This is a genomic window from Cupriavidus sp. AU9028 (assembly GCF_019795295.1).
Lineage (GTDB): Bacteria > Pseudomonadota > Gammaproteobacteria > Burkholderiales > Burkholderiaceae > Cupriavidus.
Window position 1 is genome coordinate 23,352 of sequence record NZ_JAIMCG010000006.1, and the last position, 21,070, is coordinate 44,421.

At 65.8% G+C, this 21,070-nt stretch carries 22 protein-coding genes; 13 read left to right on the plus strand and 9 right to left on the minus strand.

What is annotated here, in order from left to right:
* The first annotated feature begins 141 nt into the window (after positions 1-141).
* The 5 genes from K6V06_RS08485 to K6V06_RS08505 all read left to right on the plus strand — a co-directional run bounded on the left by K6V06_RS08485 (position 142) and on the right by K6V06_RS08505 (position 5,637).
* A complete protein-coding gene (locus tag K6V06_RS08485) occupies positions 142-879 on the plus strand; it encodes an IclR family transcriptional regulator (RefSeq protein ID WP_222242126.1) in 738 nt (245 codons plus the stop codon).
* 271 nt (positions 880-1,150) lie between these two features.
* On the plus strand, positions 1,151-2,137 hold the full coding sequence (locus tag K6V06_RS08490) for a tripartite tricarboxylate transporter substrate binding protein (protein ID WP_222242128.1): 987 nt from the start codon (positions 1,151-1,153) through the stop codon (positions 2,135-2,137).
* A 50-nt stretch (positions 2,138-2,187) separates the two neighbouring features.
* Positions 2,188-3,666: an aldehyde dehydrogenase gene (locus K6V06_RS08495; RefSeq protein WP_370637419.1), complete on the plus strand. Its 1,479-nt coding sequence runs from the start codon at positions 2,188-2,190 to the stop codon at positions 3,664-3,666.
* Between the two features lie 26 nt (positions 3,667-3,692).
* Positions 3,693-4,586, plus strand: coding sequence for an NAD(P)-dependent oxidoreductase (locus K6V06_RS08500; RefSeq protein WP_255581713.1), 894 nt, complete (start codon positions 3,693-3,695; stop codon positions 4,584-4,586).
* A gap of 115 nt (positions 4,587-4,701) precedes the next feature.
* Positions 4,702-5,637 (plus strand): LysR substrate-binding domain-containing protein, encoded by a 936-nt coding sequence (locus K6V06_RS08505; protein ID WP_222242131.1) that lies wholly within the window; start codon positions 4,702-4,704, stop codon positions 5,635-5,637.
* 61 nt (positions 5,638-5,698) lie between these two features.
* Here the strand turns inward: K6V06_RS08505 and K6V06_RS08510 are convergent, their stop codons facing one another.
* A complete protein-coding gene (locus K6V06_RS08510; protein WP_222242133.1) occupies positions 5,699-6,679 on the minus strand; it encodes a tripartite tricarboxylate transporter substrate binding protein in 981 nt (326 codons plus the stop codon).
* A 366-nt stretch (positions 6,680-7,045) separates the two neighbouring features.
* On the opposite strand from K6V06_RS08510, the gene K6V06_RS08515 reads away from it, so the two are divergent.
* Positions 7,046-8,260 (plus strand): helix-turn-helix domain-containing protein, encoded by a 1,215-nt coding sequence (locus K6V06_RS08515; RefSeq protein ID WP_222242135.1) that lies wholly within the window; start codon positions 7,046-7,048, stop codon positions 8,258-8,260.
* An 84-nt stretch (positions 8,261-8,344) separates the two neighbouring features.
* On the plus strand, positions 8,345-9,001 hold the full coding sequence (locus K6V06_RS08520) for a glutamine cyclotransferase (RefSeq protein ID WP_222242137.1): 657 nt from the start codon (positions 8,345-8,347) through the stop codon (positions 8,999-9,001).
* 119 nt (positions 9,002-9,120) lie between these two features.
* Here K6V06_RS08520 and K6V06_RS08525 read toward each other — a convergent pair whose 3' ends face one another.
* Complete coding sequence (locus K6V06_RS08525; protein ID WP_222242139.1) at positions 9,121-9,636, minus strand: hemerythrin domain-containing protein; 516 nt, start codon at positions 9,634-9,636, stop codon at positions 9,121-9,123.
* 233 nt (positions 9,637-9,869) lie between these two features.
* Between K6V06_RS08525 and K6V06_RS08530 the strand changes: the two genes are divergently transcribed.
* The 4 genes from K6V06_RS08530 (at position 9,870) to K6V06_RS08545 (ending at position 14,706) form a co-directional block, all read left to right on the plus strand.
* Positions 9,870-10,679: an alpha/beta fold hydrolase gene (locus tag K6V06_RS08530; protein WP_222242141.1), complete on the plus strand. Its 810-nt coding sequence runs from the start codon at positions 9,870-9,872 to the stop codon at positions 10,677-10,679.
* Between the two features lies 1 nt (position 10,680).
* Positions 10,681-12,276: an ATP-binding protein gene (locus K6V06_RS08535; RefSeq protein ID WP_222242143.1), complete on the plus strand. Its 1,596-nt coding sequence runs from the start codon at positions 10,681-10,683 to the stop codon at positions 12,274-12,276.
* 394 nt (positions 12,277-12,670) lie between these two features.
* A complete protein-coding gene (locus tag K6V06_RS08540; RefSeq protein WP_222242145.1) occupies positions 12,671-13,132 on the plus strand; it encodes a tripartite tricarboxylate transporter TctB family protein in 462 nt (153 codons plus the stop codon).
* A gap of 71 nt (positions 13,133-13,203) precedes the next feature.
* Positions 13,204-14,706 (plus strand): tripartite tricarboxylate transporter permease, encoded by a 1,503-nt coding sequence (locus tag K6V06_RS08545; RefSeq protein ID WP_222242147.1) that lies wholly within the window; start codon positions 13,204-13,206, stop codon positions 14,704-14,706.
* Positions 14,707-14,784: 78 nt separating this feature from the next.
* Here the strand turns inward: K6V06_RS08545 and K6V06_RS08550 are convergent, their stop codons facing one another.
* From K6V06_RS08550 to K6V06_RS08575, 6 genes are all read right to left on the minus strand, one after another.
* A complete protein-coding gene (locus K6V06_RS08550; protein WP_222242149.1) occupies positions 14,785-15,222 on the minus strand; it encodes a GNAT family N-acetyltransferase in 438 nt (145 codons plus the stop codon).
* Between the two features lie 52 nt (positions 15,223-15,274).
* Entirely contained in the window at positions 15,275-16,264 is a 990-nt protein-coding gene (locus K6V06_RS08555) for an alpha/beta fold hydrolase (protein ID WP_222242151.1), read from the minus strand.
* Positions 16,251-16,484 carry an alpha/beta fold hydrolase gene (locus K6V06_RS08560; protein WP_222242153.1) on the minus strand — a complete coding sequence of 78 codons (234 nt, stop codon included), beginning with the start codon at positions 16,482-16,484 and terminating at the stop codon, positions 16,251-16,253. The genes K6V06_RS08555 and K6V06_RS08560 overlap by 14 nt, the downstream gene beginning before the upstream one ends.
* Positions 16,485-16,535: 51 nt before the next feature.
* On the minus strand, positions 16,536-17,315 hold the full coding sequence (locus tag K6V06_RS08565; RefSeq protein ID WP_222242155.1) for an SDR family oxidoreductase: 780 nt from the start codon (positions 17,313-17,315) through the stop codon (positions 16,536-16,538).
* Between the two features lie 95 nt (positions 17,316-17,410).
* Positions 17,411-17,920: a GNAT family N-acetyltransferase gene (locus tag K6V06_RS08570; protein WP_222242157.1), complete on the minus strand. Its 510-nt coding sequence runs from the start codon at positions 17,918-17,920 to the stop codon at positions 17,411-17,413.
* A gap of 16 nt (positions 17,921-17,936) precedes the next feature.
* A complete protein-coding gene (locus tag K6V06_RS08575; protein ID WP_255581727.1) occupies positions 17,937-18,554 on the minus strand; it encodes an isoprenylcysteine carboxylmethyltransferase family protein in 618 nt (205 codons plus the stop codon).
* Between the two features lie 256 nt (positions 18,555-18,810).
* Between K6V06_RS08575 and K6V06_RS08580 the strand changes: the two genes are divergently transcribed.
* On the plus strand, positions 18,811-19,275 hold the full coding sequence (locus K6V06_RS08580; RefSeq protein WP_255581714.1) for a MarR family winged helix-turn-helix transcriptional regulator: 465 nt from the start codon (positions 18,811-18,813) through the stop codon (positions 19,273-19,275).
* 215 nt (positions 19,276-19,490) lie between these two features.
* The gene (locus K6V06_RS08585; RefSeq protein WP_222242163.1) at positions 19,491-20,465 is read left to right on the plus strand and encodes a hypothetical protein; all 975 of its coding nucleotides are present in this window, start codon (positions 19,491-19,493) and stop codon (positions 20,463-20,465) included.
* Between the two features lie 70 nt (positions 20,466-20,535).
* Here the strand turns inward: K6V06_RS08585 and K6V06_RS08590 are convergent, their stop codons facing one another.
* On the minus strand, positions 20,536-21,042 hold the full coding sequence (locus K6V06_RS08590) for a GNAT family N-acetyltransferase (protein ID WP_222242165.1): 507 nt from the start codon (positions 21,040-21,042) through the stop codon (positions 20,536-20,538).
* Between the last annotated feature and the right edge of the window lie 28 nt (positions 21,043-21,070).

A 21,070-nucleotide genomic window follows, 5' to 3' on the forward strand; every position in this document is an offset into this window, starting at 1 on the left:
CCTCCCGCGTGGACTGGCCGGTTCGTGGGGTGTACCCAAGAGAACGACCGTTCCGCTACACGGATCGGAAGCGGTGTGCCCCAGCGGCCCTGCCGGTCGGATTTGCTACACTCGCGCCTCGGCAATCAGTCAAAAAAACCCATGAGCGACGCGCAATCCGGCGAGTCTTCCACCACGGCAACCGACGGCGTCGCCGCCGTCGACAGGGCATTGTCCATCGCACTCGCGCTGGCACGGGCGGCGGCGCCGATGCAGCTGTCTGAGCTGTCGCGGGCCACGGGGCTCTACAAGAGCACGCTGCTGCGGCTGCTCGCGTCGCTCGAGCGGGCTAATCTGGTGACGCGCCGGACGGACCGGCGTTACACCCTGGGACCGCTCGCATTTCTGTTCGGGCGCGCCTTCGACGCTTCCAACGGCCTGCGTGAAGGACTGACGCCAATCCTGGACTGGCTGGTCGCGCATGGCACCGAAAGCCCGTCCTTCCATATCCAGCACGGCCCGGAGCAGCGGCTCTGCCTGTTGCGGCTCGATTCCGCCCACTCCACCCTGGATCGGGTTCGGGTGGGCGACATCCTGCCCCTGCATCGTGGTGCGGCAGGCAAGGTATTGCTGGCGTTCCGGGAAGACCCGCCGACAGTCGACAGCACGCTGATCTTCACCTCGTTCGGCGAGCGCGATCCGCTGTGCGGGGCTGTGGCTTGCCCGGTGTTCGGTCCCTTTGGCATGCTGCTGGGCGCGCTGTCGCTGTCCGGGCCGCTGGAGCGGTTCTCGCCGGCGGCGGTCGAGCGGATGAGTACGCTGCTGCTGCAGGCCGGCGAGCGCGCGACGCACGCGCTGGGCGGCAATTGGCCGCGTCATCCGCCAGCGCCGGGCGCTTGACGCCGGCGCTGGCGGTCTTTCCGCACCCCCCGGCAACGCTGCCCGCGCTCATTTCGCATTGGCAGTAATCGGCTGCCTGCTGTCCTTCTCTCTCTCTTCCTCCGTTGTCCTCCTGCCCCATTGCCAGCGCGACCGGCAGGCGACGTTGCACGTCTGAAGTTCGGGAATTGACTTTCGCATCACCCTTACGTATTCTCTCTAGCGGAACGAACGGTCTGGTGTGCAGACCGGCCAAGAAAAACGGACAGGTCCGCAATAACCGGAGACAAACATGAACGCGAACAGTCGATATTCCCGTCTGCCTGCCTTGCTGGCGTCGGCCCTTGTGCTGGCAGCGGCGGGGGCAGCCCACGCACAGCCCGGCTTTCCGTCCAAGCCCGTGCGCCTGGTGGTGCCTTACGCCGCTGGAGGCGCGACGGATACGGTTGCCCGCGCACTCGCGGAGCGCCTGACGCAGGTATGGCAGCAGCCGGTCGTGGTCGACAACCGCCCGGGTGCCGGTACGACGCTGGCGGCCGATGCGATCGCACGGTCGGCTCCGGACGGCTACACGCTGTTCATGACCACCTCGGCGCACACCATTAGTCCGAGCCTGTACAAGAAGCTGCAGTACGACACGCTGAAGGACTTCACGCCCATCACGCTGGTGACCACGGTCCCGCTCGTGCTGGTTTCCGGGCCGGGGATCAAGGTCGACACGGCATCGGCGCTGGTCGCGGCGGCGAAGCAGAAGCCGAAGGACATCGCCTTCGCCTCGCCGGGCAATGGCACCGCGCAGCATCTGGCGGGCGAGCTGTTCAAGGCGGCGCACCAGGTCGACATGGTCCATGTCCCTTACAAGGGCGATGCGCCGGCCATCACGGACCTGCTCGCTGGACAGGTGCAGATCATGTTCGCCACCACGACCGCGGTGCTGCCGCAGATCGGTGCAGGCAAGCTCAAGCCGCTCGCGCTGGCCAACCCCAAGCGGTTGCCGGTGCTGCCCGATGTGCCGACCTTCCGGGAGGCCGGGCTGGGCGAGTTCGATGCCGCGACGTGGTTCGGGTTGCTGGCGCCGGCAAAGCTGCCGGCCGACCTGCGGCAGAAGATCTACGGCGACGTATCGAAGATCGTCGCCACGCCCGAGATGAAGCAAAAGATCGAGGCGCTTGGCGGCGAGGTCAACAACACCAGCCCCGAGCAGTTCGAGAAGTTCATGCGCAGCGAGCAGACCAAGTGGGCGAAGGCAGCCTCGATCTCCGGCGCCCGGATCGATTGATCCCCGGCGTGCTTCGCCGGCCGTCGGCAACCCTCTTTCTGGAATTTCTCATGTCCACATCCTCCTCGGACCAACTGAAGCCGATGCTGATCGGCGACCAGTGGGTGGTGCGCGAAGACGACGCGCTCGAATCGATCAATCCGGCCACTGGCGCACTCAATTACCGCGTATCGGTGGCCGACGCCGCGCTGGTGGACGAGGCCGTTGCCACCGCACGTGCGGCGGCTGCGTCCAGGACATGGCGCGACATGCTGCCCCATGTACGAGCCCAGGTGTTGGGCCGGATTTCCGATGGCATCCGGGCCAATGCCGAGGAGCTGGCGCGCCTGCAGATGATCGAGAATGGCAAGGTCTGGAGCGAATGCCAGGCGCAGGTCGCCAGCGCCGCGGCGACCTATCGCTATTACGCCGCCGTCTGCGAGACGCTGGGCGCCGAGGTCACGCCGTCGCGGGGCGATTACCTGTCGATGACGGCCTATGAACCGTACGGCGTGGTGGCAGCCATCACGCCGTGGAACTCGCCGATGACGATGGAGGCGCAGAAGATCGCGCCGGCGCTGGCCGCGGGCAATGCGGTCGTACTGAAGCCCTCCGAGGTTACGCCGGCGGTCGGCCTGGCGGTGGGGCGCATCGCGCTGGAAGCGGGGTTGCCGCCCGGCATCCTCAATGTGCTGCCCGGCACGGGGTCGCAGACCGGAAAGGCGCTGATCGGCCATCGCGACGTGCGGATGATCTCATTCACGGGCGGCACCATCACGGGACGGCATATCGCCGCCGTCGCTGCGCAACGGCTGATTCCCGTTGCGCTCGAGCTGGGCGGCAAATCTCCCCACATCATCTTTGACGATGCCAACCTGCAGGCGGCCGTGGATGGCGTTGTGGATGGCATCTTCGAAGGCAGCGGTCAATCCTGCGTGGCGGGATCGCGCCTGTTCGTGCAGCGCAGCGTGCTCGACCAGGTCCTGGAGCGGCTGGTGGCGCGCGCGAACAGCATCCGCGTCGATCTGCCCGATGCGCAGGGCGCGCAAATGGGGCCGGTTGCCGGCTTTCGGCATCGGGAGCGGATCGAGTCGCTGGTGGACTCGGCCCGGCGGGAGAAGGGCGAGGTGCTGGCCGGCGGTCGGCGTCCGGAAGGCGAGCGTTTCGAACGGGGCTCGTTCTACCTGCCGACCGTAATTGCAGGGCTGTCGAACCAGGCCACCGCGGTGCGGGAGGAGATCTTCGGGCCAGTAGTGTGCGTGCTGCCCTTCGACGACGAAGACGACCTGATCGCCCAGGCCAACGATACGGTGTTCGGGCTGGCCTCCGGCGTGTGGACAGCCAACTACCAGCGGGCATGGCGTATCGCCCGCGCGCTGGAGGCCGGCGTCGTCTGGATCAATACCTACAAGCAGCTGTCGATCGCCACGCCGTTCGGCGGCTTCAAGGAAAGCGGCATCGGCCGCGAGAAGGGCGTTACCGGCGTGCGCCTGTATCAGCAGAGCAAGGGCATCTACTGGAGCATGAATCCAGCCAATCTGCCGGCATGAACCGCTTCGAAACCGTGGGAAACAGCATGACGAATCAACAGGTGGTGGTCGGCTTCATCGGGGTCGGCGTGATGGGCGAGCCGATCTGCCGGCATATCGCCAACAAGAGCGGTGCGCGCGTATTGGCCTTCGATACCAACGTGGAGCCCCTGCAACGGCTCGCCGCGCACGGGGTGGAGGCGGTCAGCCCCGACGTGCTCGCGGAGCAGGCGTCGATCGTGTTCCTGTCGCTGCCGTCCGGGGAAATCATGCAGCAGGTCGTCGCCGGGCCCGATGGACTGGCGCAACGCCTGTCCGCGGGCAAGACCATCGTCGATCTGAGCACGTCCTCGGTAGAGGTCACCCTGGAGACGGCGCGCGAGCTCCAGCGCAGGGGCATCGTGTTCGCCGATGCGCCCGTCATGCGGACCCGCGCAGCCGCGGAAGCCGGTACGCTGGCGGTGCCGGTGGGCGCCGACGCGGGGGTATTTGCCCGAATCGAGCCCTTCATCCGGACCTTCGCCAGTGACGTCACCCATGCCGGTGGCGTCAGCGCGGGCCAGGTCGTGAAGATCCTGAACAACATGGTGCTCTACGAGACCGTGCTGGCGCTGGCAGAGGCGGCGGCCATCGGCCGGCGTGCAGGAGTGCAGCCCGACGTTCTGTTCCAGGCGTTTTCCACGGGATCGGCGGACAGTTTCGCCTTGCGCAACCATGGCATGAAAGCGATCGCACCGCAGCGGTTCCCGGAGAAGGCGTTTCCCGTCACCTATGCGAAAAAGGACATCTCCTACGCCGTTGCACTGGCGGAGCAGGTTGGCGTGGACGCCAGTGGCGCGCGCAACCTGATCGAGACGTTACAGAAGGCGATCGAGGCAGGGCACGGCGACAAGTATGCCCCCGCCATCAGCCTGGTGTTCGAGGCGCAGGGCAAGGCATGAGCGGATGGCCCCGGCCAGGCGCAGGCAGGGCCGTATGTGCCGCCCCGGTGGGGCGCCGGTGTTACCATGCGCGCCACGCCTGCGCGTACGTCAGGTACCCGCCGCCTCACCGACAATGGAACTGCGCCAACTCCGCTACTTCACCAAGGTCTGCGAACTCGGCAGCTTCGGCAAGGCTGCGCTGGAGCTCGGACTTGCGACGTCCGCGCTGAGCCAGCAGATCAGCAAGCTGGAACGCGAACTGTCCACGCGGCTGCTGCAGCGTCAGTCCACCGGGGTCGTGCCCACCGATGCCGGTCTGGCATTTCTGCAACGGGCCCAGCTGATCCTGCGGCACGCCGACGATGCCGTGCAGTCGGCGCAGCAGGCCAGGCTCTCCGGGCACGTCAACATTGGTCTGGCTTCCACGACGGCAGCGGTGCTGGGCGTGCCGCTGCTGCGCGCGATGCAGGCCCGCTATCCGGAAGTGCGCGTGCGCCTTGTCGAGGCGTTGTCCGGGCATCTGACCGAGATGCTCAATGCGCGCCGGCTCGATCTCGCTGTCATTTTTCGTACCGACACCGCGCGTCGGTGGAGCGTGACGCCGCTGCTCGACGAGAGGCTCTACCTCCTCGGGGCCGCGGGCTTGCCCAATCTGCCCAAGGGCGGACGCATACGCCTGGCCGAGCTGGGCGAGTTGCCGCTGATCCTGCCCAGCGGGTCGCATGGCTTGCGCGCCTTGCTCGACGCCGCGTTCGCCCGCCTGCGGGTGTCGCCTCGGGTAGTGGCCGAGATCGACGGGCTGTCGGTGTTGATGGATGCCGTGCACGACGGCTTCGGTGCGACGATCCAGCCCGGAGCCGCTACCGCGCGTCTGCGGGATGAAACGCTGGTCCGCTCGCTGATCGTCGACGCGCAGGCCGGGCGCCATAGCATGCTGGCCAGTCTGTCCGACGACGAATTGTCCCCGGCCGCGCTCGCCGCAAGGGTGGTGCTCGCCCATGTCGCGCGTTCGCTGGTGCGGGACGGCAAGTGGTTCGGCGCGACGATTCTCCCTTCGGCGAGCCGTTGATGGAAAAAGGGCTTCACCCCGTTGATGGGTGAAGCCCTTGGTGGCGCCGGGTCGGGGGCGCTCAGTTGACGGTGATCTTGCGTTCCTTGACGATGCCACCCCACTTGGCGCTTTCTTTCTTCATGAACGACAGCAGCTCCGCGCGCGTGGTCGGCTGCGGCGTCAAGCCGTGCTTGTTCAGCGCGTCCTTCACGCCAGGGTCGTTCAGCACCTTGACGATTTCCTTGTTCCAGCGGTCGAGCACGGGCGCGGGCGTCTTGCCGGGTGCGACAAAGGCGTACCAGTTCAGTGCCTCGAAGCCGGGAAAGCCCGACTCGGCCACCGTAGGAATGTTCGGCAGATAATCCGGGCGCGCCGAACCGGTGGTCGCGAGGGGCACCAGTTTCCCGCTTTCGACGTGCGGCATTGCAGTGGGCGGGGCAGCGAAGTACGAGGTCACGCGTTCGCCCAGCAGATCCTGCAGGGCCGGCGCGCCGCCCTTGTAGGGGATGTGGACCATCTCCACGCCGGCGCGCTGGTTGAACAACTCCCCGGCCAGGTGGGAGGCAGAGCCGGCGCCGGTGGACGCATAGTCGACCGCCCCCGGCTTCTTCTTCGCCAATGCGACGAAGTCGGCGAGGTTCTTCACGCCGGTCCCCTTGTGCACGACCAGCACGTTGGGGAAGTTCACCCCGCCCGATACCGGCGCAAGATCCTTGAATGGGTCATAGGGCAGCTTCATCAGGTGCGGCGCGATAGTCAGCGGTCCGATCGAGCCGAACAGCAGCATGCTGCCGTCCGCCGGGCCGTTTGCGACCTGCTGGTGGGCGATATTTCCGCCCGCGCCGCCGCGGTTGTCCACCACCACCGACTGCCCCAGGTTCTCCGCCAGTTTTTTCGCGATCAGCCGGGCCGCGGCATCGGCAGCGCCGCCTGCGGCGAAACCCACGACCAGCGTGACCGGCTTGCCTCCCGCGATCGGCTCGGCCTGCGCGAGCCCTCCGGTCAGGGGGAAGCTCAGTGCGGCGGTCGCCGTGGCCAGCAGAATCTGTCGACGCTTCATGAAAGGGGTCTCCTCGTTGTCCTTGTGGGGAATCGAATCCTGAATCGGGCTGGACTGTATGCAAAGCCGGATGGACACGAAAGGCCGCCACAATGAAGGGCCGTTCACTTTTTGTGAAGGCGTGCCAAGGAGGGGACAGCGGCGATGGTGACATGCCGACGTTCGGCGCCACCGGCGATGCCTCGGGGCTGGCCGTACTCGTCGTGCCGGCGCCACCAGACGCCGGCCTGGTTGCGCCCCTTGGGGGCGCCATGTGCGCCCGGGAGCGGCCCATCTGGTTCTCGGCGCGCCTTGGGGCTGGTGGCGGCCGTGCTAGATTAGGCGCCGTTCCGTGCAGCAGGGAGTGAGAACCGTGGCGCGATTCGAATGGACCCGCTCGAGGCAGCAGCCCGGGCGCTGACGGCCGGCGACCCGCTCGGCGCGCTGAACTGCGTCGCCTTGCGCGACGACGCACCCGCGCTCGCGCTGCGCGGCATCGCCCTGGCGCAGCTGGGCGACCTGACCCGGGCGAAGACCCTGGTGCGTCGCGCCGCCCGCGCCTTCGGCGGCCGCGCGCCGCTGGCCCGTGCCCGCTGCGTGGTCGCCGAAGCCGAGATCGCGCTGGCGGTGCGCGACCTTGGCTGGCCGCCGCGGGTGCTCGATGCCGCGCGAGCCACGCTGGAGGCGGCCGGCGACCGGGTGAACGCCGCGCATGCTCGCTACCTGGCAAGCCGTCGCCTGCTGCTGATCGGTCGGCTCGACGAGGCCGAACGGATGCTGGCAGGAGCGGCGCCGGACACCTTGCCGCCTGCGCTGCGTACCGCTCACGAACTGGTGGTCGCCGGCATCGCGATACGGCGCATGCAGTCTGGCGCGGCCCGCGCTTCCCTCGCTCGCGCCGCAGCGGCCGCGCGGCGCGCGGCCATTCCCGCACTGCTGACCGAGGTCGAGCGGGCAGTCGCCTTGCTCGAGGCGCCCGTGGCACGCCGGATCGACCGGGGCAACAGCCGCCCGCTCCGTCTTGCCGAGGTTGAAGCGCTGCTCGCGTCCGAAGCGCTGGTCATCGACGCCTGCCGGCACGCGGTGTGCCAGGCCGGCGCGGTTATCCCGTTGTCGAGGCGACCGGTGCTGTTCGCACTTGCCCGCGAGCTGGCCGAAGCATTCCCAAGGGATGTTCCTCGTGATGTCCTGATCGAACGGGCTTTCCGCATGCGGCACGTCGATGCCACACATCGGGCGCGCCTGCGCGTCGAGATGGGCCGCCTGCGCGCCGCCCTCCGAAGCGTGGCGAAGGTCGGCGCCACGCCGGCCGGTTATGCACTGGTTCCCGGGCAAGGCCGGGCGGTTGTCGTTCTCGCGCGTACCGCCGAAGAGCGCCATGCAGCGGTGCTGGCACTGCTGGCCGACGGAGAATCGTGGTCCAGTTCCGCCCTGGCGCTTGCGCTGGGCGCAAGCCAGCGGACCGTGCAACGCGCCCTCGATGCCCTCGCGGCGTCCGGCAAGGTCCAGCCGATCGGGCACGGGCGGGCACGGCGCTGGGCCACGCCGGTGCCCGAAATCACGACGACCTTGTTACTCCCCGCGCTGTCGCCGTCCCAGTAGCATGCAGGCATGACACCGGCCGATCAGGCAATTCGCACCGGTCGCGTGTCCTTCGCAGTGCAACCCACTACCAAGGATGCCAGCATGAAAACAGCCAACGCAGAGATTCTCCGCGAGTACGGCCCGTTCCCCGGCGTGGAAGCAGTCCACGGCGTGTCCTTCGACGGCCGGCACGTCTGGTTCGCGACAGGAGACAAGCTTCTCGCCATGGACCCGGGCGACGGCAAGACGGTGCGCGCGCTCGATGTCACCGCCAATGCCGGCACCGCGTTCGACGGGCGTTACCTGTACCAGATCGCGAACGACCGTATCCAGAAGATCGACCCGCAGACGGGCGAAGTGGTCGGCACCATCCCCGCGCCGACGGACGGCTGCAATTCGGGACTGGCATGGGCAGAAGGCAGCCTGTGGGTCGGCGAGTACGAAGCCCGCAAGATTCATCAGCTCGACCCCGAGACCGGGGCGATCCAGCGCACGTTGACCTCCGACCGGTTCGTCACCGGCGTGACGTGGGTCGATGGCGAGCTGTGGCACGGGACATGGGAAGGCGATGTGAGCGATCTGCGCCGCGTCGACCCCGGGACCGGCGAGGTGATCGAGCGCATCGAGATGCCTGCCGGCGCCGGCGTATCCGGGCTTGAGTCGGACGGCGGCGATCGCTTCTTCTGCGGCGGCGGCCGCAGCGCAAAGGTGAGGGCGGTGCGGCGCCATCCGGGCGAAGCGTCCGCGGAGAAGCACTGACAGGGCAGCGCATCGCGACGCAGGACACCCTCGGCAACATGCTGTCGCCAAAGACGAGGGCGCCGGAGGCTGCCGGGGATAGTGTCCTCGTTGCGTTCGGCCAGCACCGGTCGGTCAGATCATCCCTGCGCGCCACGACGGACGGCCATCCGTCTTCCCATCGACTGCAATATCGGCGCGGGCAGCCCTTGCGCCCGAGCGAACACCTCGCGCTCCTCGCGATCGACATGCTCGACATAGCGGGACGCGAACAGGAACAGCGCCTCGGGCGCAGGGCCGGCGCTTCCTTGCTGCACCGCCTCCAGCCATGGAAGGACCTGCTTCCATAGCGCCTCCAGCGCGTCGTGGTCCCCCTCCAGGTCCTGCATCGAGGAGGTCAGGCCGTCATCGCCCAGGGCGCGCAACGCGGGAAACAGGTCTTCCTCCTCGTCGGCATGATGCAGGGGCGCGGCAATCGTGAAGTACCGCACGATGCTGGCCGCGGCCGTGCTCGCCTGCTCGTCGGCGCCGTGCTCGGCAGTGTGCCGGGCCAGCCGTTCGCAGAGGCGGGCGAAGCGCCGGATCTTGCCGTGACAGGCGGTCAGCATGTCGAGCGCGGAATCGAAGGACGGAATGGCCGGGCCGTTGGGCAGCATGGCGACGATATTACACCCGTGGCGGCCTCGGCGAATCGGCGGGGCAGGGCATCGAAATCGGGGAATCCCAGTGTCGCCGCTGCGACAACGCTGGCGGACAGGTGCAGCATGTAGAATAGCGGGCGACGCTTCGCGTTGTCCGGCCGAAGCCGTCCTGACAACCTGCGAGCGCGCGCCCTCGGATATGGCCAATGACGAGGACTGGCATAACCGCCGCACAGCCGCAATACAAGATGTCCCCCTCTATCCAGTACCGCAATAACGTCAATACCGTTGGCAAGGGACCGGTGACTCTTGTCTTCGCCCACGGCTTCGGCTGCGATCAAACGATGTGGCGCTACATGGCGCTGGCGTTCGAGCAACGGTACCGCATCGTCCTGTTCGACCTGGTTGGCAGCGGCAAGTCCGACCTTTCCGCCTACGACTACCGGAAGTACGACACGCTCCACGGCTACGCCGATGACGTGTGCGAGATCGTGGAGCATTTTGCGCAAGGCCCTGTCGTCTTCGTCGGCCACTCGGTCAGCGCGACGATCGGTATGCTGGCGGCGGTCAAGCGGCCCGAGCAGTTCATGGCACAGGTCTGGGTGGGTCCGTCTCCCTGTTACATCAACGACGGCCCCTACGTCGGCGGCTTCACGGCTGCCGATATCGACGGCTTGCTGGAGACGCTGGAAAGCAATTATCTCGGCTGGTCCAGCACCATGGCGCCAGCGATCATGGGGGCGCCCGACCAGCCGGAACTGGCGGAGGAATTGACGAACAGCTTCTGCCGCACCGACCCCGATATCGCCAAGCACTTCGCGCGCGTGACGTTCCTGTCCGATCATCGCGCCGAGGTGTCACGGGTGCAGTGCCCGACCCTGGTCCTGCAATGCAGCGACGACCTGATCGCACCGCTCTCGGTGGGGGAATTCCTGCATCGCGAATTGCCGCGCGGCACCCTTCGCATCATCGACAACGTCGGGCACTGCCCGCATCTGAGCGCGCCAAGTGAGAGCGTGAGTGCGATGGAGCAGTTCCTCGCCAAACTGGACCTCTGAGGTGCAGCCCGGGCACGCCGAACCCGAACGCGATTCCGCGCTATACGAGCAGGCCCCTTGCGGACTGCTGGTGACCGACGTCAATGGGACGATCCTGCGGATCAACGCCACCTTCTGCCGTTGGGTAGGATACGAAGCCGGCGAGCTGCTCGGCAAACGCCTGAGCACGTTGTTGACGATGGGCGGGCGACTGTTCCACCAGACGCACTGGGTACCTTTGCTGCAGATCCAGGGCTCGATTGCCGAGGTCAAGCTGGACGTGCTGCATCGGCAAGGGCATACCGTGCCGATGCTGTTCAATGCGCAAGTGCGCAAGCAGGGAGACGAGGTCCGGCACGAGATCGGCACGATGGTCGTCAACGACCGCCACGCCTACGAGCGGGAGCTGCTGATCGCCCGCAAGAAGGCCGAGCAGGCGCTGGCCGCGCAGCGAGAAGCGCAAACCGAGCTGGAGCGCAGCCGCGATGCGCTGGCGCTTGCCGATCGGCGCAAGGACGAATTCCTCGCGACGCTCGCTCACGAACTGCGCAACCCGCTGTCCCCGATCCGCAACGCGCTTGACCTGATCCGAACGGCCGGCGCCGACCCAGAACGGCAATCGCGCCTATGGTCCATCGTCGATCGACAGGCGCGGGTGTTGTCCCACCTGGTGGACGATCTGCTCGATATTTCCCGCATCGCGGGCGGCAAGGTGCCATTGCGCAAGCAGACCTTGCTCGTCGCCGATGCACTGCAGCAGGCTATCGAGGCCGCGGAGCCGATCATCCTTGCCGCCCAGCACCGGTTATCCGTCACGCCACCGGAAGCGGACATGGCAGTGCAAGCGGACCCGGTGCGCCTGCAGCAGATCGTATCCAACCTGCTGACCAACGCGGCCAAATACACGCCCCCCGGCGGACATATCGATATCCGCGCGGAGCGCGACGGCGATGCGGTGCAAATCACGGTCAGCGATACCGGTGTCGGCATTCCCGCCCAGCACCTGGAAACCGTATTCGAGATGTTCTCGCAGTTGACACCGGCACTCGAGCGGTCGCAGGGTGGCCTGGGCATCGGACTGGCACTGGTGCGCGGTCTGGTGCATCTGCATGGCGGCACGATCGAAGCGCGCAGCGCCGGTGAGGGGCTGGGCAGCCAGTTCATTGTCCGGTTGCCGCTGACGACCGCGTCGCCGCGCCCCGATCCCGCTGCCAGCCTGCCGGCGGAAGCGCCCGCGCCTGCATCGGAACGGCGTTCCCGGGTTGTGCTCGTCGACGATAACGAGGACGCGCTGGAGAGCCTGGCGCTGCTGCTCGAGAGCGTCGGATGGGAGGTGCATGCCGCGACGGATGGCACCAGTGGCCTGGAACTGATCCTGTCGGTTCAGCCCGACGCGGTCCTGCTGGACATCGGCTTGCCCGGCATGTCGGGCTACGACGTCGCCCGCGGTGTGCGGCAGCGCGAGAAGGAAAAGCGGACCCTGCTCATCGCACTATCCGGCTGGGGACAAGAGCAGGACAAGCAGGCAGCGGCGCTGGCGGGCTTCGACCATCATTTGACAAAGCCGGTGGACTTTGCTGCATTGAGCGCGCTGTTGACAGCGGGCAGCCGCCGGTAGTGCGGTAGCGCGGACGCGCCGCGCCTTGTTCTCCGCCCCCCGGCCCCCGAGGGCCGGCACCTTCCGTTCGACCTTCCGATCCCGACCTTCACCTGCAGCCCTCCCTGCCGAGAGCCTCGGGAATAACCCTTGTACGGGTTCAAATACATCACGGCGTGATGTAAGGTTCAGTCCTGCGGTCAACGAAGACACGCAACCAACGGCTGTGGAATCTTGCGGCGTTTGCCGACGAGCCTGCACGCCTTCCATCGCGATCCCTCTCGCCGCAGTTGGGGAGGGTCGCTGTCGCCGTGCGCCTGCACCGCGGCAATCCTTGCGGTATCGCCCACCAGTCTGCCGGTCCAACCGGCGGCGATGGCTTCGTTCAACCCTCCGCTTGGCCAGAGACAACGTCATGCGCATCAACAGGCAAACCGATTTCGCTTCCGGGCTCATGTTCATCCTCGTGGGCCTGGGTTTTTCCATGGTGGCCCGCGGCTACACGATGGGCACGGCCGCCCGCATGGGTCCGGGCTACTTCCCCTTCTGGCTGGGCATCCTGCTGGCCATCCTGGGCGCTGTCGTGGCGTTCGGCGCGTTCTCGCCAAAAGGGACCGGCGACCGCATCGCGCGGGTGGACCTGCGCACCCTGCTGTGGGTGCTCGGCTCCGTGGTGTTGTTCGCACTGGTGCTCAAGCCGCTTGGCATGGTGCTGTCCGTGGTCGTGCTCGTCATCACGTCGTCCATGGCGAGTCACGAGTTCAGCTGGAAGGGCGCGGTGTGCAACGCCGTGGTGCTGGTGGCGATCAGCCTGGTGGCCTTTGTCTACGGCATCAACCTGCAAATGCCGGTGTGGCCGGCCTTCCTGTCAGCCTGAGGCCGTGCAGCCCCGACATCTGAAGAAACCTGGCATCTGCATGCCACCGAGGCAATCAAGGAGACATTGAGATGGAATTGTTGGAACACCTCGCGCTGGGATTCTCCACCGCGCTGACGGTGCAGAATCTGGCGTACTCGTTCCTGGGCTGCCTGCTTGGAACGCTCATCGGCGTGCTGCCCGGCCTGGGACCGCTGGCGACGATCGCGATGCTGCTGCCCATCACCTATACCCTGCCGCCAGTCGCGGCGTTGATCATGCTGGCCGGCATCTACTACGGTGCCCAGTATGGCGGGTCCACCACCGCCATTCTGGTCAATCTCCCCGGGGAATCGTCGGCCGTGGTGACGACGCTGGACGGCTACCAGATGGCGCGCCGAGGCCGCGCAGGGGTGGCGTTGGCAACCGCCGGCATCGGCTCGTTCTTTGCCGGTTGCGTCGCCACGCTGATTCTCGCGGCGTTTGCCACGCCGCTGTCCGAGCTTGCGTTCAAGTTCGGCCCGGCAGAGTACTTCTCGCTGATGGTGCTCGGCCTGATCGGTGCAGTGGTGCTGGCGTCGGGATCGCTGGTCAAGGCCATCGGCATGATCGTGCTCGGCCTGTTGATCGGCCTGATCGGCACGGATGTCAATTCCGGTGTGGCGCGGTTCTCCTTCGACGTGCCGGAGCTGACCGACGGGATCAACATCACGGGCCTTGCCATGGGGCTGTTCGGCTTCGCCGAGATCATCGCCAATCTGGAACAGCGGGAGCATCGGGAGACGTTCACCGATCGGGTGACCGGCCTGTTCCCCTCCCGCGCGGACTTCCGCCGAATGATTCCGGCAGTGCTGCGCGGCACAGCGCTGGGCTCCGCGCTCGGTGTGCTGCCCGGTGGCGGCGCGTCGCTCTCGTCCTTTGCCTCCTATTCTCTCGAGAAGAAGACATCCAGGTACTCGCACGAGTTTGGCAAGGGGGCAATCGAAGGCGTCGCCGGTCCGGAATCGGCCAACAATGCGGCGGCGCAGACCTCCTTCATTCCGCTGCTGACGCTGGGCATTCCTTCGAATGCCGTGATGGCGCTGATGGTCGGCGCGATGACCATCCACAATATCCAGCCCGGCCCGCAGGTAATGACCAGCGACCCCGCGCTGTTCTGGGGCCTGATCGCCTCGATGTGGATTGGCAACCTGACGCTGATCGTGCTCAACCTGCCGCTGATCGGGCTGTGGGTGAAGCTGCTGAAGGTGCCGTACCGCTTCCTGTTCCCGGCGATCCTGACCTTCTGCTGCATCGGCGTCTACTCGGTCAACAACTCGGTGTTCGACGTCTTCGTCGCGGCAGCCTGCGGCGCGATCGGCTACGTCTTCATGAAGCTGCACTGCGAACCGGCGCCCCTGCTGCTCGGCTTCGTGCTCGGACCGATGATGGAGGAGAACTTCCGCCGTACGCTGCTGCTCTCGCGCGGCGACTTCCATGTGTTCGTCGAGCGACCGCTGTCGTTGAGCCTGCTGGTTGCAGCGGCGGCGCTGGTGGCGGTGGTCGCGCTGCCGACCATCAAGGCCAAACGCGAAGAGGCGTTCCAGGAGGAGTAGGCTGGGCCGCTCATGGGATTGGTCGAGCATGCAGCAATCGTCCGGCAGCTCGGCCAAGGACCGTCGGCATGCTTGGCCTCAATCTCGCTGCAACTCCCATTGCCAGACCAGTCCATCCTCCGGATGGATGACCTCGCCCGCGCGACGGAAGCCGAGCTTCTGCAGGATTGCCGTGGAGGCGCCCGGCTCGGGCAAGGTCTGCGCGACAACGACGGCCACGCCCTCGCGCTGCGCGATGCCGATCAGTTGCCGTGCCATCCGTGTCGCGACGCCGCGGCCCTCCTGGCCCGGAAAGGTGAAATAGGCGATCTCGACCTGGCCAGACTGCGGCGGGGTCTTGTACGCACAGGTGCCGACAAACTGGCCGTCCTCTTCGGCAAGATATCCGCCCCACGGCAGAGGGGCCACGGTACCGGGGTACATCGCCAGCGTGCTTTCGCAGACGGCCCGCAGCAGTTCCGATGCGACGACGCGCTCGCAGCGAGTCGTTTCGGCGGTGATGGGATGGAGAGTCACTTGTGGCTGGAGTAGTCGTCATGGATGTCCCGCGGGTTGAAGGATGCTGGGGCTATTCCCGGCCGCAGACTTCGTCGAGCCAGTTCGCGAGGTGCCGGAGGGCGGCGGCCGAAGGGGTAGGGTCCAGCCTTGCGTATTCGTCCAGTGCTCCGGTGTTCGCTTCCTGCAGCAGGTGGTTATGGCGCGCCAGTATGCAGGCCCTCGCCAGAGGATGGCGGGCGGTTGCCGCCCGGAACGATCGTAAATTGCAATCGGCTTCCACTTGCTGATCGTACTCACCGAAGATTGCGGCGAGCGCGTGCGGAAAGGAACGAAGCAGTGCCGCCGGATCCTGGACCAGCAGCGTGCGGAAGTCTGCTGCAGTTACGGTAGACGCCATCTGGGCGGCGGTGGCCGCGAGATCCGCGCTGCGGTCCCATGGTGGGTCGGGCCAGCCACTCAACGCGTCGAGGATAAGCTGGGTCGCGCGGTAGTGCAGGGAAGCGCTGGCGGGATCGGCCTTGATCAGCGCGAAAACGCGCGCATTCATCGACCGCTCGTACTCCAGTTGCGCTGGCGTAGCACCGGAGGAGGCCGAGACTTTCCAAGCTTGCCGATGCAGCAGCTCTTCGATTGGCACCGCGGGCCCGGCAAGCATGGCCACCGCGGACCCGGTCCTGCGGCCGCAGGCAAGCGCCGTCAGTGCGCCTTCGCTGTGCCCTATCAGGACGATCCGCTCGCGGTCAATCCGCGCATCGGCACGCAGGAAGGCATGCGCCGCCTGCAGATCCTGCACCTTGGTGTCGAACGTCGTTTCGGCGGTCGTTCCGCCCGACGCACCGACGCCCCGGCTGTCGAAGCGAAGCACCGCATAGCCGCCCTGCGCGAGATGGTTCGCGATAGCGAGAAACGGCCTCTTGCCGCAGACGGTCTCGTCCCGGTCGTGATGGCCGGATCCAGCGGCGAGGATCACCGTGGGGGCGCGCCCGCGGCAGTCCGGAATGGTCAGTGTGCCGGCAAGTTCGATTCCATCGCTGCGGAATGCCACCTCATCGGATCGCATGCTGGATCGCCTTTGCCACGCCTTGCGCGTCCTGCGGCTGCAGGTCAGGAATTCGCAGTCCGGCCAGCACCCTCTCGGCGGGCAGTAACGCCAGCAGCGGATCGAACCATTCCTTGCGTCCCGAGCCGCCGTGCCCAAATACAATTGGCTCTCCTCTCCCTTGCGTCTTGAAACTGTGCGGGAGACCATCGATCTGCAGCGACCTTGTCATGGTCTTCATGCCTTCCACTTGTCGGATTCCGAATCGCAGCTCACCCGTTGGAATTGGACGTCAGCCCGGCGGTGCGGTCGAGCCCGCCAACAGACCGCCATCGATCTGTAGCTCGGCGCCAGTGATATACGCCGATTCATCCGCAGCCAGCATTGCAGCGACTGCCGCGACCTCTTCTGGCAATCCGAAGCGCTTGAGGGGGGTATCGGAAACAAGCGCGGCCATCCTGGCTTCGCGGTCCGGTCCCGTGCCCAGCATCGGCTGCCACATGGGCGTCAGGATTGCAGCGGGATGGATCGAGTTGCACCGCATCCTCCAACCCTGCTGCGCGCAGTACAGGGCCACCGATTTCGTATGATTTCGCACGGCCGCTTTCGACGACGCGTAGGCAGCCGCGAGAGGGACTCCAACAATGCCGGAGCGGGAAGAGATGTTGATGATGGATCCGGTGCCTTTTCCCTTCATCGCCCGGATGGCATACCGGCAACCCAGAAAGGTCCCATCAAGGTTCACGCTGTGGACCGCTCGCCAGGCGCCAAGGGTAGCGTTCTCGGGGTCATGATCCACCGCTCCCTCTTCAAACCCCGTGACGCCGGCGTTGTTCACCACCACGTCGGCGACCGGAACGGAGTCGGCAAGACGCAGCCAATCGGCTTCCTCTCGTACGTCGAGCTCGTAGAAGGCCGCGCCCAGCGATTGCGCCGCCTGCCGACCCGTGTCGCCATCCCGGTCCGTCAGGATGACGGTCGCTCCTTCCGCACGGAAGCGCGTGGCAATTGCAAAGCCGATGCCCCGCGCCGCGCCCGTGATCACGCAGATCTTTCCATCGAGTCGTCTCAATTGGGTTGCTCCTCAAAACGTTCGGGTGGTCTCGATGCGCAGGAAAGTCCGACTGCCGGGCGTCGGCGAGCTTTCCCTGCCATTGCCGGCCGTCCTCAAAGGGAGGGATTGGCTGGACGACCTTGTGTCGATCCCGTGTGGCTGTTCTGGCCGAGGGTCTTCTCCATCTTGAAGCGCGTGAATACCTGCCCATTGCGCAGAACCGTTTCGGGTTCCACGACGGTGAACCCCATCCGCTCGAAGAATGGCCTGGCCGTTATGCTGACCTCGGAATAGAGCCGCCCGATTCCCTCTTCCAGCGCCCGGCTCTGGGCAGCGGAAAGCAGGGCCTTCCCGACACCGCGGCCACCGAAGCGGGGATGGACGTACATCATGTCGATGTGGCCGTCGGCTTCCAGATCCGTCAGACCTGCTACCGTCTGGTCCACCTCCGCCACCCATGTCGGCTTGCTCGATCGTCGCGCCTTCCAGATGTCGCGGTCAGCCTGCGCCCATGCAGCGACCTGCGCGGGCGAATAGTCGCGCGATGCCGTCTCGCGGATCGCCAGCAGGAAGAGCTCGATGACGGCATCCAGGTCGTCGGGGCGATAGGGTCGGATGATCAAGGCAAGCTCCATTTGCTCAAGGAATATGGAAGAAGGCAGCGAGGTAGTTTTCGAAGTGAAGGTATTCCAGAACTTCCATTAGCGGGATCAGCAACAGGAAGACGAGTGCTTCCCGAAGCGTCCTCTTCAGCGCCTTTACCGAGATGGTGATTTCCGCCGGCGAGCACAGGCTGGAGAGCCGTGGCCAGAACAATGGCGTCACGCAGGCGTAGGCCGCGTACTCCATGCCATAGCGGTACGCCAGGTACCTGGCCTCGCGTCTGGCAGTGAAGGAGAAAATGACCAGCCCGCCCAGCAGCACCGCGCCGGCGACCAGCGCGGAGCCAAACATCAGGCTGGCGCCGAACATTGCCATCAGCGAAAAGAAGTACAGCGGGTTCCTCGTCATCGCATAAGGCCCGGTGGTAACCAATTGCTCGTTCTTCTTGCCACCGATATAGAGCGTACTCCACAGTCTTCCCAATACGCCGGCCAGGATCAGGAATGCGCCCGAAATATCGAGCACGACATCCATCACGCTTTCTTCGTTCAGATTGGGCCGGGATATTATCAGTACGGCAAGCACCGCGACGCTGAAAAGCCAAAGCGCCACGATGCGCTTCTTCTGATGGAAGGGGCCAATGGTTGAGGACATCGCCACGAGGATGCTCCAGCAATAGGTAGGGGTTCAGGGCAGATTGCCTGCCCGCCCGGCACGCCGCCAGCGGACTGCACGGCCTGGCTTCAAGGGAACGTGTGCAAAACGCACATATTATGGGGTCGCGCCGAGTCCGTCAACGGTCGCTGCCTGGCGCGCCAGCGCATAATTGGCGCGCGGCAGGGCCGCGGCAGGTCGGGCCCGCATGCAGGCCGCGGTATCACAAACAGGGAAGGAAGAGGCAGGAGCAGTCTTGGCGAAGATCAGTAAGAAGGACTTCAAGTCATTGCACGGCGCAATGGTGGACCTATTCGCATTGATGAACCTGCCGGGTCGGGACGATGTCCTGCTGCGCGAGGCAGGCTTGTCCCTGGATCGGGCGCTGTTCCCCTTGCTGGTGGGCATCGATCGGTATGGCCCGATCGGCGTGGTGGCACTGGCGGAGCGGGCAGGTCGGGACTACACCACCGTGAGCCGGCAGGTCACGCGGCTTGAGAGCCTGGGCCTGGTCGAGCGCAAGCCAAACCCGGTCGACCGTCGGGTAAACGAGGCTGTTCTGACGGCCGAGGGGCGAAAGATGACGGACGCGCTCGATGCCGCCCGGATTCGCCTTGCAGCGCCCGCGCTTGCCGAATGGAGCGATGACGATTTTCGCGACCTCGTACGGCTATTGCGGCGGTTTGTCGATGGACTGATGACACAGCCGAACGAGCCGTAGTCTGCTGGGCTTCTGCCACTTCTGTGACGCGCCTCACAATTCGTGGAGGCCGAAGCAGGCGCTTTCGTCGATAACTGATGTGACCGAAACGAAGGGTGCTCGCCGACGTCCAGGCGGACGCGCCACCGATAGGTAATGTCCCCAGAGCCGTCCCCTGTGGGGCCGTTCCCGGCCTCACGGGAACACGGCCGTTCAATGAACCGGAGGAGCCAACCATGTCGATGTCCAACGCCGTCCTTCGTACGCCGCCGGAGCGCGCGCACGTTGTCGTAGTGGGGCCGGTACGCAATTGCGGGCGTACCATCGTCGCGGAAATCGGTCGACTGCGGGAGGTGTTCGCCTCTGTCTTCGCTTCGGTCAGCTTCCTGCTGGTCGAGAGCGATTCCACCGACGATTCGCTGGACAAGCTGCGCCAGCTCGAACTGCAGATACCCGGCTTTGCATTCCTGTCGATGGGGACCCTCAGGGAGCGCTACCCCATCCGCTGCGATCGCATCGCAGCGTGCCGCAATCTGTATATCGAGCGGATTGCCAACGACCCCCGCTATGCCCATATCGACTATGTACTGGGCGCGGACCTGGACGGCGTCAACGAGAAGCTGGACGCGGATGCGATCCGCAGTTGCTGGCGCACCGACGTCGACTGGAGCGTGATGACTGCCAATCAGCGCCTGGGCTACTACGATATCTGGGCGCTGCGTCATCCGGCCTGGTCGCCGGTGGACTGCTGGCAGGCCTATCAGCGCATCGTCGATGTCACCGGACCGAACCAGGCGCTGGAAATGTGCGTGACGTCCAAGCAGGTCCGGATTCCCCCGGATGCGCCACCGATCGAAGTCGAATCGGCCTTCGCCGGCTTCGCGGTCTATCGGCGCGATGCGTTCGTGCTTGGGAGATATGTCGGGGTCGACGAGCACGGCAAGGAGGTCAACGAACACATCGCCTTCTATGCCGCGCTGCGTCAGCACGGGCATCGCGTCTATATCAATCCCGCCATGATCAATGCCGACTACACCGAACACACCTACTACAAGACCCGTGTCGGCCATCTGCGCAAGCGGTTGATGCTGACCCTGCGCGAAACGGCAGACCGGCTCCGGTGCCGGGACAAGCTGGAAGGGGCGGTCGATGCGCTGAAGCGGCTGGGCAGCTGGACCCTGCAGCATGCCGATCTAGACAAGCCAAGGTGAGGGGCGGCTGGAAGCGGTTCTGGCGGTCGCAGGCGTCTCGGTGCCTGCGACCAGCCAGGAATTTCGAGGACTAATCCCGGGCCATCCCCGAACCGGTCTCGCGCTCGAGCACCTCCCCGGGCAATCCATCGAAATCCCGGAACTCTCGAGATGCGAAGCCGTTGTTGATCAGGATCTTCCGGGACGGGAGATTGGCCGGGTCGATGATGGCGAACAGGCTTCGCAGTCCGCGCTGCTCCTCGGCCCTCGCAATCAGCTGCCTTGCAATCCGGCTCCCGATTCCCCGACCCCAATACTCGGGGAGGATCATGTATCCCAGTTCTGCGGTGTCCGCGTCTGCCGTGGGCAGCTCGAGTTTCGCCAGGCCAACGAAGCGCCTGTGCTCGCTGTCAAGAATCCTGAATTGGCCGAATTCCGGATGGATATCGTTGGTCGCCAGCAAAGTCCTGTAATCGCGCCTGGCTTCATCCACCGGAATGGCCCGTTCCGTGATCATGGCCATCACCCTGGCATCGCTGACGAGCCGGAAGTAGTCGTCAAAGTCGCCAGGGCCGAATTTCTGCAATACCAGTTCCATGGGGGCAGTCGGGATTGAGTCATGTCAG

Excerpts from the sequence above, each read along its gene's own strand:
- K6V06_RS08490 (WP_222242128.1), top strand. The coding sequence starts at position 1,151 with ATGAACGCGAACAGTCGATATTCCCGTCTGCCTGCCTTGCTGGCGTCG.
- K6V06_RS08515 (WP_222242135.1), top strand. The coding sequence starts at position 7,046 with ATGGACCCGCTCGAGGCAGCAGCCCGGGCGCTGACGGCCGGCGACCCG.
- K6V06_RS08585 (WP_222242163.1), top strand. The coding sequence starts at position 19,491 with ATGTCGATGTCCAACGCCGTCCTTCGTACGCCGCCGGAGCGCGCGCAC.
- K6V06_RS08590 (WP_222242165.1), bottom strand. The coding sequence starts at position 21,042 with ATGGAACTGGTATTGCAGAAATTCGGCCCTGGCGACTTTGACGACTAC.
- K6V06_RS08555 (WP_222242151.1), bottom strand. The coding sequence starts at position 16,264 with ATGCGATCCGATGAGGTGGCATTCCGCAGCGATGGAATCGAACTTGCC.
- K6V06_RS08510 (WP_222242133.1), bottom strand. The coding sequence starts at position 6,679 with ATGAAGCGTCGACAGATTCTGCTGGCCACGGCGACCGCCGCACTGAGC.
- K6V06_RS08505 (WP_222242131.1), top strand. The coding sequence starts at position 4,702 with ATGGAACTGCGCCAACTCCGCTACTTCACCAAGGTCTGCGAACTCGGC.
- K6V06_RS08495 (WP_370637419.1), top strand. The coding sequence starts at position 2,188 with ATGTCCACATCCTCCTCGGACCAACTGAAGCCGATGCTGATCGGCGAC.
- K6V06_RS08530 (WP_222242141.1), top strand. The coding sequence starts at position 9,870 with ATGTCCCCCTCTATCCAGTACCGCAATAACGTCAATACCGTTGGCAAG.
- K6V06_RS08500 (WP_255581713.1), top strand. The coding sequence starts at position 3,693 with ATGACGAATCAACAGGTGGTGGTCGGCTTCATCGGGGTCGGCGTGATG.
- K6V06_RS08525 (WP_222242139.1), bottom strand. The coding sequence starts at position 9,636 with ATGCTGCCCAACGGCCCGGCCATTCCGTCCTTCGATTCCGCGCTCGAC.
- K6V06_RS08485 (WP_222242126.1), top strand. The coding sequence starts at position 142 with ATGAGCGACGCGCAATCCGGCGAGTCTTCCACCACGGCAACCGACGGC.
- K6V06_RS08575 (WP_255581727.1), bottom strand. The coding sequence starts at position 18,554 with ATGTCCTCAACCATTGGCCCCTTCCATCAGAAGAAGCGCATCGTGGCG.
- K6V06_RS08560 (WP_222242153.1), bottom strand. The coding sequence starts at position 16,484 with ATGAAGACCATGACAAGGTCGCTGCAGATCGATGGTCTCCCGCACAGT.
- K6V06_RS08540 (WP_222242145.1), top strand. The coding sequence starts at position 12,671 with ATGCGCATCAACAGGCAAACCGATTTCGCTTCCGGGCTCATGTTCATC.
- K6V06_RS08520 (WP_222242137.1), top strand. The coding sequence starts at position 8,345 with ATGAAAACAGCCAACGCAGAGATTCTCCGCGAGTACGGCCCGTTCCCC.
- K6V06_RS08545 (WP_222242147.1), top strand. The coding sequence starts at position 13,204 with ATGGAATTGTTGGAACACCTCGCGCTGGGATTCTCCACCGCGCTGACG.